The organism is Pseudomonas sp. WC2401 (assembly GCF_041200115.1).
GTDB lineage: Bacteria > Pseudomonadota > Gammaproteobacteria > Pseudomonadales > Pseudomonadaceae > Aquipseudomonas > Aquipseudomonas fragi.
Genome location: NZ_CP165623.1, coordinates 3,023,874 through 3,038,567, shown reverse-complemented (window position 1 = coordinate 3,038,567; position 14,694 = coordinate 3,023,874). Strand labels below are relative to the sequence as shown.

The window sequence follows — 14,694 nt, the reverse complement described above, 5'->3', positions numbered from 1 at the left end:
TCCTTTTACTGATGCACGGCCAGCTGGTAGGCCGTGTATTTGCGGATATTGATAACGCCGGTGTCAAAGATCAGGTACTGGCCCTTGATCCCCATCAGCGTGCCTTCGACGATCGGGTCTTTATCCAGATTGAAGCTGACAATCTTGGTCGGGTACTGCTCGACCGGGTAGCAAATCTCGATGGGCTCGACGCTATGCAAAGGCTGTACCGCTTGCAGGCCAAAACGCTCCTGCAGGGTGTGCAGGCCCTCGGCACAGCTATCGAACAGCTGATCGCGCACCGCGCTGAGGTCTACCGGCTCGGCATCGCCCTTGAGCAGTGCGCGCCAGTTGGTGCGGTCAGCCACTTGCGAGCGGAACAGGTCTTCGACAAAGCCCGATTGCTGACGCGTAGCGACCCGCACGATCGGCAATGCCTGGCTGGCGCCCTGGTCGAGCCAGCGGGTCGGCAACTGGGTGGCGCGGGTGATACCGACCTTGACCCCGGAGGAATTGGCCAGGTACACCACATGGTCAGTCATGCAGAACTGCTCGCCCCACGACGGATCACGGCAGGTGCCTGCGTCGTAGTGGCAGCGTTCGGGGCTCATTATGCAGACATCGCATTGCGCCAGCTTGGTCATGCACGGGTAGCAGTAGCCCTGGCTGAAGCTCTTTTTGGTTTTACGCCCACAGTGGGAGCAGTTGATCTCTCCCAGGTATTCCAGACGCAATTTTGTGCCAATCAGGGGGTTGACCGGCACTTCGGTATCGCCCAGGCGAAACGCATACTGAACGGTCGGCGTTTGCAGGCTTGCCGACATCTTGCTAATTGCACCGCGACCAATCTCAATCAATGGATAGCATCCGATTTGAACAGGATGTTGGGCACTGGCGCCGATTTGGAGCTGCATTCCTGCGGGCCCATATAACCGGTGCGCTGGTCTTCGGGCAGGTTTTGCACTTCCCAGGCAATCATCGCCTGCAACGACAGCTCGCGCTGTTCGGCAGTGAGTTTGTTACCGTCAGCCCATTTGCCGATTTCCACGGCCAGTTTCAGGCTCTGGTAGATCTCGGGGGTGATGTTTTGAATCATTTCGTTGAAAGAGGACATGGTTCTGTTTCCGCTCTTTAAAAATCAGATGACATTTCTATCTGTGGGAGCGGGCTTGCTCGCGATTCAGGCAACTCGGTGCGTCTGAATCAACGGGTTGATGCCATCGCGAGCAAGCCCGCTCCCACACGACAATTCGAAATTCTATACAGCCTGCTTGCGCCGCGCCCACAGCCCGCCCAGTAACCCGGTCACGCAACCGATGACCAGCCCGCCCACATGGGCAGCATTGGCGATCTGGCCAAAGCCGATCATCGACACCAGCCCCGACATGCACAATGCCAGCCACACCAGCATCATCACCAATACCCCGCGAGGCAGGTTGTACAGCGGGTTGGGCGCCATCAGCTGGTAAATCCAGACATGCCCCAGCAAGCCGTACAACACGCCGGACAACCCACCAAACAGGCTCGGGCCGCCAAACAGGTACTGGGCAAAGTTGGACACCAGGCTGAACAACAGGCTCAAGCCGATCAGGTTGATGCTGCCCTGGCGCATTTCAATGCGCCGCCCCAGTTCCCAGTACCACATGCCGTTCATGGCAATGTGCAGGAAACCGAAGTGGATCAACATCGGGGTAAACAGTCGCCACCACTGCCCCGCCGCCAGGCTGTCGGCCATCGGGGTGAATTCTATGTATTGCCCGTGGATGCTGAAGTCCAGGAACGTCAGCCAGCGCAGGGCCGACAGATTGTCCCCCAGTTGGGTAACGGCAGCCACGATCACGCACAACAGCAACACGATGGCCGTGGCCGGGCTATCGCGCAGCTGCTGCGCAAAACCCGGGCGGTTCATGGCCTGCGGGCGTTCAACAATCGGCAGCTCGTGGTCAGGATCACCCGCCGGGAAGCGCTGATAGAGGCTAAGTACATCCTCGACAATCGACTCGGGCGCCCACAGCACTTGTTCGCCGGCCTCTTCGCTGACCCGATGGGGCACCTGCATGCGCCGCAACAAGGCAACAAACCCGCTCAGATCCACGGACAACGGCAAACGTAATACAGCAACAGCACTCATTGAATGGCCTCAGGGCGATCTACATTCACCCATACAAATTTGTTCGGATCGAGGCGGGTTTCCTGGTCCAGGCGGTAAGCCACCAGCTTGCCGTACAACACCGCGCTGTAATCCAGGCACGCCAGGTTCGGACGGATCGGCGCGGGTCGGCCGCTGCGCCAGTAGTGCCCGACAAACAACAGCGGTTCATCAATGCCGTAGCGTAACAGGGCACTTTTCTCGGTGGAGGACAGCGGCTGCTGCGCCACCCGCTCGGGCAGTGCGTCCGGCTGGAAGACGATATCGCCGTAGGTCTTGGGGTCGTCTTCCCAGAACTTGGTGCGAAAGAACGCCCGCGTCAGGCCATCGCCACCGGTCAGGGTCATACCGCCGGGCAGGCGCATGTCGGTGCCGCGCAACAGGCGGTTGAAGCTCAGGTTGGCGAAGCTGTCCGGCACCGCTGCGGCCTGCAAGAAGGCCTCGTCGATGCAGCCGTCGGGGTATTGCGCGCGCAAGGTTGCAATCACCTCGCGGTCCCAGCAGGCATGCACCACGCGAAAGCGCCCGGCGTCGACAAACAGCGGCATGTCGTAAAACCACTGTACGAACTCGCGCCATTCGGCGGGATAGTGCTCGAACTGCTCGAGGGTTTCGTGGATCAGCCGGGCATGGCGCGGCGTGTGCTCGCGCACAAACTGCTTGCCACTGCCGGCAGGCGCGGGCGTACACCAGCCCAGCGCGTTGAATTCATGGTTGCCCATCAGGCACAGGGCCTGACCGCTGCGCACCATGTCGTAAACAATATGCAGCGACTCACGAATGCGCGGGCCGCGGTCAATGATGTCACCCAGAAACACCGCCATCCGTTGCGGGTGTCGCCAGATACCGGCGAGTTTGCGATAGCCCAGACGCTCCAGCAGGTGCTCAAGGGTATGAGCACAGCCATGCACGTCACCGATCAGATCGTAACTGCGCGCAGGATCGAGCATCAGTCAGCCCTGCCGCCCAGTCGGCTACCCCAGCCAAGCTTGGTCCGACACACTTCATAGTAGTTGTGGTCCAACGGGTGGATCAGGCGCAGCTTCTGCGCTTTTTTGCTCACGGTAATGGTGTCGCCCGGCGCGCAGGTGAAATGGTTCTGCCCGTCGCACGAGACTTGCGGGTAGATTTGCATGTCCTTGGCCACCACGATTTTAAGTTCGCTGTTGCCATCCACCACGATCGGGCGGCTGCTCAGGGTATGCGGGTACATCGGCACAATCACGATGGCGTCGAGCTTGGGGTGCATGATCGGCCCGCCCGCCGACATGGCGTAGGCCGTGGAGCCGGTGGGCGTGGCCACGATCAGGCCGTCGGCCTTCTGGCTGCAGACGAACTGGCCGTCGATATGCAGTTCGAATTCGATCATGCGCGTGGACTTGCCGGGGTGCAGCACTACGTCGTTGAGGGCATCGCCCTGGCCGATGGCTTCGCCGTGACGGCGCACTTCGGCCTGGAGCAGAAAGCGGTTTTCGACCAGGTAGTGGCCGTCAAGCACTTCAGCAACCTTGACTTCCAGCTCATCGGGGCGGATGTCGGTCAGAAAGCCCAGGCTGCCACGGTTGATACCCAGCACCGGGACGTTGTGCCGGGCCAGAGCGCGGGCGGCGCCCAGCAGGCTGCCATCGCCGCCGACCACAATGACCATGTCACAGACTTCGCCGAGCATTTTGCGTGACGACGTTTGCAGGCCATGACCGGGCAATACCTCGGCAATCGTGTCTTCAAGGATCACGTGCATATGCCGCTCGAGCAGGAATTTTTTCAGTCGGCGAACCGTATCGAGCACTTGCGAGCTGCCCAGACGACCTATGATGCCGATATTGCGAAATTGCTCCATGGGGCTCCTGCGGGATTCAATGCGTGCGAAAATAACGATTATGGGCGAAAGACGACGATAGACAAAACCCTTTCAGCCCCGCGAGCGGCTATGCTCGCACAATGACCCTCTTCCCCGACTTGCTCAACCTGCCCCATCAATTGCGCCACCCTGAGGTGCGCGATCTGGCGTGGGTGATTCTCGCCCCGCCCATGCTGATCCAGACACCCTGGCCACAACGCCATCCCCTGGCGGGCAGCGACTGGGTGCAGGCCCCGCAGCAACTGGCGGCGTGGCTGCGCGAGCTGGACCGCAACAGCCAACCGCTGCAGCACTGGCTGGCCCAGGCGACCACCCGCCGCCTGGGGCGCTATTACGAACGCTTGTGGCAGTTTGCGCTGCAACATGCCCCGGGTGTGGAGTTGATTGCCGCCAACCTGCCGATCCGCCAGGGCGGGCATACCCTGGGTGAGCTGGACTTGTTAGTGCGCGACCGTGACGGTGTGCATCACCTGGAACTGGCGATCAAGCTCTACCTCGGGCCACAGCACGGCGATGGCACAGATCACGCGCAATGGCTCGGCCCTGGCAGCAACGACCGGCTGGACCGCAAGCTCAGGCACTTCAGCCAGCACCAACTGCCCATGTCCAGCCGCCCGGAGAGCCGTGAAGTCCTGGCCGGCCTGGATGTGCAGGGGTTCAGCGCCCATCTGTGGCTCGGTGGCTACCTGCTGTATCCGTGGCCCGGGCAGGCCTGCCCGCCGGCGGGAGCCAACCCGGAGCACTTGCGCGGGCGCTGGCTGCATCAGCGCGACTGGCCGGCGTTTATTTGCCAGAGTGCTGCCGGGCGTTGGCAGCCCCTGCCCCGCCATGCCTGGCTGGCCCCGGCGCACTATGGCCCTGAAGGAGTCTGGACTGCGCAACAGCTCGATACCTGGCTGGCAGAGTTGCACCCCCAGGCCCCGGCGCAACTGCTGGTACGCCTGAGCGAGAATGCAGAGGGTGATTGGGAAGAGGCTGAGCGCTTGTTTCTGGTGTCCGATCTTTGGCCAAATGTACCTGGCACACCTGAAAGCTGACCCATCTCAGTGCAAAATGGCTCAACAGCTTTAAAGTAAAGGCACTCCGTCAACAAGAACGGGGGCCCAAGACCTGAACCGTGAGGAACCACCATGACCTGGAAAAGCACCGCCCATCACTACAGTCGAATGTCCATCGCCCTGCACTGGCTGATGGTGCTGCTGTTTATCCTGATCTACGCCTCGATCGAGTTTCGCGGCATTTTCCCCAAGGACAGTGACGGCCGCAACCTGATGAAGGACGCGCATTTTATGCTAGGCCTGACGGTGTTTGCGCTGGTCTGGCTGCGGCTGCTGGCCCGCAGCCTGGGTGTTGCACCGCCAATTACCCCGGCCCCACCCGCCTGGCAAACCGCCCTGGCCACCTTGATGCACTGGGCGCTATACCTGTTCATGATCGCCATGCCGGTACTGGGTTATCTGGTGCTGAGCTACAACGACAAGCCGGTGTACTTCTATGGCTTCGACATCTTGCCGCTGACCGCCAAGGACCCGGATTTCGCCAAGCAGATCAAGGGTTGGCATGAACTGGGCGGCACCATCGGCTACTGGTTGATCGGCCTGCATGCCGTGGCCGGGCTGGGGCACCACTATTTGATCAAGGACAACACCCTGCTGCGCATGCTGCCCGGACGCAGCTGAACCCGCAGCCTGCATGAGGGAGTGGCTTGCCTGCGATGCCAGCGACGCGGTCTGGCTGGTAAACCGCAGTGATCCCATCGCGAGCAAGCCCGCTCCCACATCGTCCCCCTGGCAAGTCACAACGTCTTGGGACACCACAAAACCTGTGGGCGCTGGCTTGCCTGCAATGCCTGCGACGCGGTCTGGCTGGTAAACCGCAGTGATCCTATCGCGAGCAAGCCCGCTCCCACATCGTCCCCCTGGCAAGTCACAACGTCTTGGGACACCACAAAACCTGTGGGAGCTGGCTTGCCTGCGATGCCAGCGACACGGTCTGGCTGGTAAACCGCAGTGATCCCATCGCGAGCAAGCCCGATCCCACTTGGTCCCCCCTGGCAAGTCGCAGCTTCTTTGAACAGGGCGTCGGGTTATGCAAACCCCCGGCGGCCTTGCAAGCCGCCGGTGTGGACAAACACCAGACGCCGACCCCGGGTAATTAACCCTTCTTTAACCGCCTGCTCCAGCGCCATCAAGGCCTTGGCCGTGTACAACGGCTCCAGCGGCAGACCACTGGCCGCTTCGCTGGCCCGCATAAACCCCAGCAAGGCATCATCCACCCGAGCAAATCCGCCGCGGCTGGCGTCGATCAGTTCAACGTTGCGCGCGAGCAGCCCGCCAGCCTGCAAGATGGCCTCCACTTGCGGGGCGACGCCGTGATCCTCTGGCACCGCCAGTGCCCCATATACCCGCCGCCTGCCGGCTTCGCCCAGCATCAGACCGGCCAGGGTCGTGCCAGTACCCGCCGCCAGCCACCAACCGTCATAATCGTCCCAACCGACCGTCGCCAGTTGCTCACGTACCTGGTTCACCAGTGGTTTGCAGCCCAGGGCGCCCGCCAGCCCGCCTCCGCCCTCGGGCACCTGGTGCAGGTTCTGGTACTGCGCCTGCCAAGGCTGCCAAAAACCCGGTTCATGGCGCGCTCGGTACCCGGCAAAACCCAGCCAGTGCAGCTGCATGCCATAGCGTTCAAGGTCCAGCGTGGTGGGCGTTTGCTGGGGATGACCACGCAGCAGCCCCACGGTGGCAAAGCCAAAACGCTTGCCGGCAGCGGCCAGGGCATGCAGATGGTTGGAATGGGCACCCCCCAGGCTGATCAGCCCGTCTGCCCCTGCTTGATAGGCGGCGCGCAGATGCTCGGTGAGTTTGAACCACTTGTTGCCGCTGATCAGCGGGTCGATCAGGTCCAGGCGCAGCACCGCCACTTCCACCCCGGCCTGGTGCAACCAGTCCAGATGCAGGCGCTGCAAGGGTGCATGGGGGTGCCAGTCGATCAAGGGCAGCATGGCTGGGGCTCAATTGAAAAACAGCGAGTTTACCGCAGCCCGTCGATTTTCATGTTCAGAACGGCCAATAAACTGCCTCCAGATGCAGCTTCTTGTTAAGGTGTGCGCCGAATTTTGTAGTGCTGCTATCTGTTTTTTCACGCGAGCCCCCCTTAATGCCTGAGCCGATCCCTCTTAAAGATCACGAATCCGAAAAACGGCTGGTCAATAAAAGACTGATCGCCTGTGCGGCGCTGGTAATGGCTATCAGCTGCGCCCTCATCGGCCGTATGTACTTCTTGCAAGTCACCGAGTTCGACTACAACTCCACGGTGTCCGAGAACAACCGGGTGCATGTGCTGCCCATCCCCCCCGAGCGCGGTTTTATCTACGACCGCAACGGCGTGCTGCTGGCGGACAACCAGCCCAGCTTCAACATGACCATCACCCGCGAACGCGCCGGCGATACCGCCAGGGTGCTGGATTCAGTGATCAGCATCCTGCACTTGCCCGAAGAAGACCGCGCTGTGTTCGCCAAGGCGATGAAACAGGCCCGCCATCCGTTTGATCCTTCGACCCTGTTGTACGAGTTGACGGAAGACCAGATCGCCCTGTTGGCCGTCAACCAGTTCCGCCTGCCCGGCATTGATGTTGAGGCGCAGTTTGTGCGCCATTACCCGCAAGGCGATCATTTTGCCCATTCTGTGGGTTATGTCGGGCGGATCAACGAGAAAGAAGCCAAACAGGTAGATGCCACCCAATACCGGGGTACCCAGTCCATCGGCAAAACCGGCATCGAGCGCTTTTATGAAAATGAACTGCACGGCAAGGTCGGTTTTGAAGAAGTCGAAACCAACGCCCAGGGCCGGGTCATGCGCGTGCTGCGCCATACCGATGCAGTGGCGGGCAAGAACATCGTCCTGAGCCTGGACATCAAGTTGCAGGAAGCCGCCGAGGATGCCCTGGGCGACCGCCGGGGCTCGATCATTGCTCTGGACCCGAAAACCGGCGAAGTGCTGGCGATGGTCAGCAAGCCGAGCTTCGACCCCAACCTGTTCGTCACCGGTATCAGCTCCAGGGACTACTCGGGCCTGCGCGACTCCATCGACAAGCCGCTATTCAACCGCGCCCTGCGCGGGCTGTATGCACCTGGCTCGACGATCAAGCCCGAAGTGGCGATTGCCGGGCTGGACAGCGGCGTGATCTCGGCCTCGACCCGGGTGTTCGACCCTGGTTACTTCCAGCTGCCCAATGTCGACCACAAGTACCGCAACTGGAACCACAGCGGCGACGGCTGGGTGGACTTGAACGCGGCAATCATGCGCTCCAACGACACCTACTTCTATGACCTGGCGTCCAAGCTGGGCATCGACCGCATGCACGACTACATGGCCGAGTTCGGGTTGGGGCAAAAAGTCTCGCTGGACATGTTCGAAGAATCTTCAGGGCTGATGCCGTCCCGCGAGTGGAAGCGCAGCACCCGCCGCCAGGCCTGGTTCCCTGGCGAAACGGTGATCCTGGGCATTGGCCAGGGCTATATGCAGGTCACGCCGCTGCAACTGGCTCAGGCCACGGCACTGATTGCCAACAAGGGCGTATGGAACCGTCCGCACCTGGCCAGGACCGTGGACGGCACACCGCCCGTGGACGAACACCCGATCCCCAACCTGGTGCTGCGTGATCCGCGGGACTGGGATCAGGTCAACCACGCCATGCAACTGGTGATGCACGACCCGCGTGGTATCGCCCGGGCGGCGGCCCAGGGTGTGCAATACCGCATCGCCGGCAAGAGTGGTACGGCGCAAGTGGTGGCGATCAAACAGGGGGAGCGTTACAACCGCCTCAAGACCGCCGAGCGCAACCGTGACAACGCCTTGTTCGTCGGCTTTGCCCCGGCGGAAGATCCACAAATCGTGATTTCGGTGATGATCGAAAACGGCGAAGCCGGCGGCCGCGTAGCCGGCCCCGTGGTGCGCAAAGTGATGGATGCCTGGCTGCTGGACAACCAGGGCCTGCTCAAGCCGCAATACGCCAGCCCTCAGGTCAAGGCGCACACCACGCCGCATGTTTGAACAGCGGCCCTCGCCCGTAGGCAGAGGCCGCTCGATCGGCGGCGTTACGCAGATCTGCTTTTGCCTTTCGTCCCCTCTTCCTCCGGGAGAGGTTTAGGGTGAGGGGCTTTTGCTTTTGCGCGAGCGTTCCCTTAATACCGCGCATCCACAGGCTTGCCGCCCTTGGGCCAGTCCTTGGCCTTGTCGACAAAATCAGGCCGTGGCTGATGGGAAAAGTACTCGGCCACATCCACCGCATCCTGATCCGATAATCCGCCCTGCCCCAGCGGGAATTTCTCGTGCATGCCGATCGGCATATTGCGCTTCACAAACGCTGCCGCCGTATAGGTGCGCGCCATGCCCGCACCAATATTGAACGACTCGTCGCCCCACAGCGGCGGGTACACAAAGCTGCCATCGGCGTGCTTCAAGCCCTCGCCGTTGTCACCGTGGCACACCGCACATTGCTGCACATACACGGCCTTGCCGTTCACCGGGTCCGGCTTGATGGTCGGGTCCACCTTGCCCACGCCCCGCCCTGCCACCTTGTCCCCCGCCACGGTGTTCATTTTCATCCAGTCAAAATACGCCACCATTGCCTGCATGTCGGCCGAGGCCACCGGCAACGGCTTGCCATCCATCGAACGACGGAAACATCCATTGATCCGCTCCTCCAGCGTCACGTCCTTGCCCGCACGGGGGGCATAGCTGGGAAAGAACGCCGACACCCCGACAAAAGGCGAACCATCGGCCACAGTGCCCGCGTTCAAATGGCAACTGGTGCAGTTGAGCGCGTTGCCGACGTTGTCCGGCAACAGCGCCTTGGTTTGCAGATGCAGGCGCATGCCACGCACCACCTGATCGGCATTGGCGGCGCTGAGCAGGTTGGCTAGACGCGGGGTGACGAAGGCCGATTCATCATCAGTCGAAGGGTTGAGCTGCTTGCGCATCTTCGCCACTTGCGCGGGTTTGATCGCCGGGGCCGCATTGCCCCAACTGCTGCGGACAAAACTGAGGATCTCGGCGATTTCATCATCCTGCAGCCGGGCAAAGCCGGGCATGGTGTACACCCGAGGGTGCGCCGCTGTTTGCGGGGTTTTCCAGCCGGTCAGGGTGATATGCAACAAGGTGGTCGGGTTGGCCGCCACAATGCCCGGGTTGCCATTCAATGGCGGGAACATACCTGGGACCCCGCCGCCGTCCGGGCGATGGCAGTCGGCGCAGAACTGCGTGTAACCCAGGCCGCCACGACTGCTGTAGAGCGTATCCGGCGCCCTGGCAGGCGTCAGCGCTACGGTCGGCATCGGCAAGTCATCCTTGCTCGCGGGCAGCGATTTCAAATAGCTGGCGATGGCCGTCAAGTCGGCATCGGTAAAATGCTGGGTACTGTGGTGGATGACATCGGCCATATTGCCCGACACCGTGGCAAAGCGGTTTTGCCCGGTCTTGAGCAACTGCACGGTGTCTTCCACTGTCCACAGGTTGCGCAGGCTCAGGGCACGCCACTCTTCGACGGTTTCACCGGCCAGGTAATGCTTGCCGGCGCTGCCCGTGTCGCTCATGGCCTTTTCCTGAAAGGCTATGCCACGCGGCGTGTGGCATGAGCCACAATGCCCCAGCCCCTGCACCAGGTAGGCACCACGGTTCAGCTCGGGGCTTTTCGCCGGATCGGGGGCGAACGGCTGATTGTCGACAAACGCCCAGTTCCATAGTGCCAGCCCCCAGCGCTGGTTGAACGGGAAGCCCATATCGGCCTCAAGGTTGGCCATCTTCACCGGCGCTACGTCCTGCATCAGGTAGGCGTACAGGGCGCGCATATCGTCTTCGCTCATTTTCGCGTAAGACGGATACGGCATCGCCGGGTACAGGTTCTGCCCCGCTGGCGTCATCCCTTGGCGCATGGCCTTGTCGAACTGTTCAAAGTTGTACTGGCCGATGCCGGTTTCAGGATCCGGGGTGATATTGCTCGAATAAATCGTGCCCATCGGTGTTTTCAGCTCCAGCCCGCCCGCCATCACCGCTCCGCCCTTGGCGGTATGGCAAGCAATGCAGTCGCCGAGCTGGGCAATATATTTGCCCTGCGCAATCAGGTTTTTCTCAGGAGCAGTTGCCGGGGTCGGCTCACTGGCCTGGCTCTGGGCTGAACAAAACAACGTCAGGCCAGCGAATGCCAGACGTGGGAAGGTAGAAAGCATCGCGTTATTCCTTTAAGGCGTCGATCTGGGGTGGTCCCCTCGAAACGGGCCGTGCTGGTTTTGTTATGGACTCCTCACGCAGGGTTTGTACCGGCTTTTCGGGGCACGGCGTTTGACCCCGGTCATGGCGACCTCAACAAGGCTGCATTGCGGGGCGCTCTAAGCTAGTTCCAAAACGGTATTTTCCCCTTTGATTTAAAGAACTTAGATTCGCTTCACCGGACCGCCGGACCACCCCCTCTTTAGCTCCTTACAACAAGGTCCGACCCATGTCCGTGCGCACACTCCTGATTGCTCTTTCCATCGCAGGCCTCAGCTTCGGCGCGCAGGCGGCTGATTTGACCATCGGCTATATCACCGGCATCGACCCCACCAAGCTGGCCCAGGCCGAGGGCAGTTACGAAAAAGCCATCGGTGAAAAGATCGACTGGCGCCGTTTTGATTCGGGTCCGGCAGTGGTGTCGGCACTGGCCTCCGGAGACCTGCAGATCGGCAATCTGGGTTCTAGCCCGCTGGCTGCCGCGGCCTCGCGCAATGTGCCGCTGGTGACTTTTATCGTCACCGCGCAGATCAAGGGTTCCGAAGCCCTGGTGGTGCGTGATGGCAGCGGCATCAACGGCCCGCAAGACCTGATAGGCAAAACCATCGCCACGCCCTTTGTCTCGACTTCGCACTACAGCCTGCTGGGCGCGCTGAAACACTGGAACCTCACCCCGCAGCAGGTCAAGGTGGTCAACCTCAGCCCTGCGCAAATCACCGCAGCCTGGAAGCGTGGCGATATCGACGGCGCGTTCACCTGGTCCCCTGCCCTGGGGGAAATCCGCAAGACCGGGAAAATCCTCACCGATGCAGGCCAGGTCAGTGAATGGGGCGCCCCAACGTTTGAGGTTTGGGTAGCACGCAAGGACTTTGCCGAGAAACACCCGGAAATAGTGGCCCAATTTGCCAAAGTCAGCCTCGACGCCATCGCCGACTACAACGCCCACCAGGCGGCCTGGAGCACAGATTCGGCACAGGTACAGAAGATCGCCAAACTGACCGGTGCCAGCCCCGCTGATATCCCCGAGCTGCTGCAGGGTACGCACTTCCCTTCGACGGCCGAGCAAAAGTCGGCGCAGTTGCTGGGCGGCGGCACGGCCAGAGATATCGCCCAGACCGCCCTGTTTCTCAAGGACCAAGGCAAGATCGAGGGCGTTTTGCCCGACTATTCAGCCTTTGTCAGCGATAAATTTTTGCCGCAATAACAAGCTGTTAGCCACTGGCACAAGAAATGCTTCGTTACGCCCCTACAGCACAGAGCCTTGTATCGCCAGTTTCGTTCTGGCGATGCGAAAACCTGCGTGAACCCTGACGCCAGAGGCGTCCCGGATCATAAAAAGGAGCGTAAGGATGGCAACGCCTGTTACAGCGTCACCGATCAACTTGCCTGCAGTGAAAACCGTGGGCTTTCTGGTGATACCAAACTTCACCACTATCGGTTTTGCCTCGGCCATCGAAACCCTGCGCATGGCCAATATGGCGGCGCGCTGCGAGATGTTTCGCACCGTGATCATTGCCCCTACCCTGGATCCGGTCATTGCCAGCAACGGCATGCGCATCCTGCCCGACCATGTGATCGGTGATGCACCAAAACTGGACATTTTACTGGTAGTGGGTTCGAACCCGATCGTCTCCCACCTCAGCAGCCGCCCGGTACTCAACTGGTTGCGCAAGCTGGCCCACGAACAAGTGACCCTGGGCGGCATCTGCACCGGCAGCTACTGGCTGGCCCGTGCCGGGCTGCTCAAGGGCTATCGCTGCACCATCCACTGGGAAGATATCGAAACCCTCAAGGACCACTTCCCCGGGATCATCATTTCCAACCAGTTGTTCGAACTGGACCGCGACCGCTACACCTGCTCGGGCGGAGTGGCCTCGATGGACATGACCTTGCAACTGATTGCCCGCGAACCGGGCGGCCGCGAAATCGCTGCCCATGCCGCCGAACTGCTGCTGTGCGATCGCGCCCGCGGCCCGCAAGAGCAGCAGCGCGTACCGCTGCGCCAGAAGCTCGGGACTTCGCAGCCCAAACTGAGTCAGGTGGTGGCAATCATGGAGGCCAATCTGGAAGAGCCGGTCAGCCTGGAAGACCTGGCCCGCTTGAACGAAGTGTCGGTGCGTCAACTTGAGCGCCTGTTCCACAAGCACCTGCAACGCACGCCGAGCCAGTACTACCTTGAGTTGCGCCTGGCGCGGGCGCGAAGCCTGTTGCTGCGCAGCGAATCACAAGTGCGGGATATCGCCCTGGCCTGTGGTTTTGTGTCGGCGGCGCATTTTTCCAAATGCTATAGCCGCCTGTTCGGTGTATCACCCATTGGTGAGCGCAAGCAGGTGGCGTTGCACTAAAACATCACCCGTAGAACCTGAGACCCGGGGCTATCTGATAAAACCTGGTGTCTGATTTTGCGACTGCTTCGCAGCCGATCGCAGCCTCGCTTCGCTCCTCAGCGGCTACAAAGATTGCGCAGCACACACTGACGCCAACAGGCTGGCCGGTCGGCCGCCCCATCGCGGCTGGCGCGGCGTCCTGCCGCGCCCCCCCCCCATAACAGCACCTGCGCTCGGCCTTCTGTGAGGGGCATTCGTGTCGGCTGGACAATCGCGTGGCTACATAAGCACCACCAATCCCTTGTGGGAGCGGGCTTGCCCGCGATGCCAGCACGTCGGTCATCCAGACAGAACGAGGTGCCTGCATCGCGGGCAAGCCCGGCTCCCACAGAGGAAATATGTCGATCGCAGCTCCCGCCTCCAGACAGGCCGAGTGGAGGTTCTGTAGTGACTCGCCGTAAGGGCGAAACCAATATTGCAGTTAGATGCAGATGCCGGATATGTACTCGACTTAACTGTTTTCCTGTAGCTGCTGAGGAGCGAAGCGAGGCTGCGAAGCGGCCGTAAAACCTGAGACCCGGGGCTATCTGAAAAAACCGGGTGTCTGATTTTGCGACTGCTTCGCAGCCGATCGCAGCCTCGCTTCGCTCCTCAGCGGCTACAAAGATTGCGCAGCACACACTGACGCCAACAAGCCGGCCGGTCGGCCGCCTCGCAAGCTTTTGATCTTGATCTACCCGCCCCATCACGGCTGGCGCGGCGCCCTGCCGCGCCACCCCCATAACAGCACCTGCACTCGGCCTTCTGTGAGGGGCATTCGTGTCGGCTGGACAATCGCGTGGCTACATAAGCACCACCAATCCCTTGTGGGAGCGGGCTTGCCCGCGATGCCAGCACGTCGGTCATCCAGACAGAACGAGGTGCCTGCATCGCGGGCAAGCCCGGCTCCCACAGAGGAAATATGTCGATCGCAGATCCCGCCTCCAGACAGGCCGAGTGGAGGTTCTGTAGTGACTCGCCGTAAGGGCGAAACCAATATTGCAGTTAGATGCAGATGCCGGATATGTACTCGCGTTAACTGTTTTCCTGTAGCCGCTGAGGAGCGCAGCGAG

12 protein-coding genes are annotated in these 14,694 nt (G+C 61.1%); 5 read left to right on the top strand and 7 right to left on the bottom strand.

The annotated features are described in order from the left end of the window. Window positions 1-5 precede the first annotated feature (5 nt). From AB3G35_RS13855 to AB3G35_RS13835, 5 genes are all read right to left on the bottom strand, one after another. Window positions 6-836, bottom strand: a complete 831-nt coding sequence (locus AB3G35_RS13855) for a DUF2797 domain-containing protein (RefSeq protein WP_016780739.1) — start codon at window positions 834-836, stop codon at window positions 6-8. Then, window positions 833-1,093, bottom strand: coding sequence for a YeaC family protein (locus tag AB3G35_RS13850; protein ID WP_016780738.1), 261 nt, complete (start codon window positions 1,091-1,093; stop codon window positions 833-835). Before AB3G35_RS13850 ends, AB3G35_RS13855 begins: the two co-directional genes overlap by 4 nt. Before the next feature lie 144 nt (window positions 1,094-1,237). Next, entirely contained in the window at window positions 1,238-2,110 is an 873-nt protein-coding gene (locus tag AB3G35_RS13845; RefSeq protein ID WP_369781635.1) for a rhomboid family intramembrane serine protease, read from the bottom strand. Then, entirely contained in the window at window positions 2,107-3,081 is a 975-nt protein-coding gene (locus AB3G35_RS13840) for a metallophosphoesterase (RefSeq protein ID WP_369782744.1), read from the bottom strand. Before AB3G35_RS13840 ends, AB3G35_RS13845 begins: the two co-directional genes overlap by 4 nt. Further along, window positions 3,078-3,968, bottom strand: coding sequence for an NAD(+) kinase (locus tag AB3G35_RS13835; protein ID WP_016780735.1), 891 nt, complete (start codon window positions 3,966-3,968; stop codon window positions 3,078-3,080). The genes AB3G35_RS13840 and AB3G35_RS13835 overlap by 4 nt, the downstream gene beginning before the upstream one ends. A 101-nt stretch (window positions 3,969-4,069) precedes the next feature. Here AB3G35_RS13835 and AB3G35_RS13830 point away from each other — a divergent pair, with 101 nt between their 5' ends. Beyond that, complete coding sequence (locus AB3G35_RS13830) at window positions 4,070-5,026, top strand: DUF1853 family protein (protein WP_369781634.1); 957 nt, start codon at window positions 4,070-4,072, stop codon at window positions 5,024-5,026. 93 nt (window positions 5,027-5,119) lie between these two features. Continuing rightward, window positions 5,120-5,668 carry a cytochrome b gene (locus tag AB3G35_RS13825; protein WP_016780733.1) on the top strand — a complete coding sequence of 183 codons (549 nt, stop codon included), beginning with the start codon at window positions 5,120-5,122 and terminating at the stop codon, window positions 5,666-5,668. 407 nt (window positions 5,669-6,075) lie between these two features. On the opposite strand, the gene AB3G35_RS13820 is transcribed toward AB3G35_RS13825, so the two are convergent. Further along, window positions 6,076-6,990: a 1-aminocyclopropane-1-carboxylate deaminase/D-cysteine desulfhydrase gene (locus tag AB3G35_RS13820; RefSeq protein WP_369781633.1), complete on the bottom strand. Its 915-nt coding sequence runs from the start codon at window positions 6,988-6,990 to the stop codon at window positions 6,076-6,078. A 155-nt stretch (window positions 6,991-7,145) separates the two neighbouring features. Between AB3G35_RS13820 and mrdA the strand changes: the two genes are divergently transcribed. After that, window positions 7,146-9,041 (top strand): penicillin-binding protein 2, encoded by a 1,896-nt coding sequence (mrdA, locus tag AB3G35_RS13815; RefSeq protein WP_016780730.1) that lies wholly within the window; start codon window positions 7,146-7,148, stop codon window positions 9,039-9,041. Between the two features lie 131 nt (window positions 9,042-9,172). Here the strand turns inward: mrdA and AB3G35_RS13810 are convergent, their stop codons facing one another. Beyond that, window positions 9,173-11,215 carry a c-type cytochrome gene (locus AB3G35_RS13810; RefSeq protein WP_369781632.1) on the bottom strand — a complete coding sequence of 681 codons (2,043 nt, stop codon included), beginning with the start codon at window positions 11,213-11,215 and terminating at the stop codon, window positions 9,173-9,175. Window positions 11,216-11,484: 269 nt separating this feature from the next. Here AB3G35_RS13810 and tauA point away from each other — a divergent pair, with 269 nt between their 5' ends. Then, window positions 11,485-12,459, top strand: a complete 975-nt coding sequence (gene tauA, locus AB3G35_RS13805) for a taurine ABC transporter substrate-binding protein (RefSeq protein WP_203304729.1) — start codon at window positions 11,485-11,487, stop codon at window positions 12,457-12,459. A gap of 145 nt (window positions 12,460-12,604) precedes the next feature. Continuing rightward, window positions 12,605-13,600, top strand: coding sequence for a GlxA family transcriptional regulator (locus AB3G35_RS13800; protein WP_369781631.1), 996 nt, complete (start codon window positions 12,605-12,607; stop codon window positions 13,598-13,600). Window positions 13,601-14,694 lie beyond the last annotated feature (1,094 nt).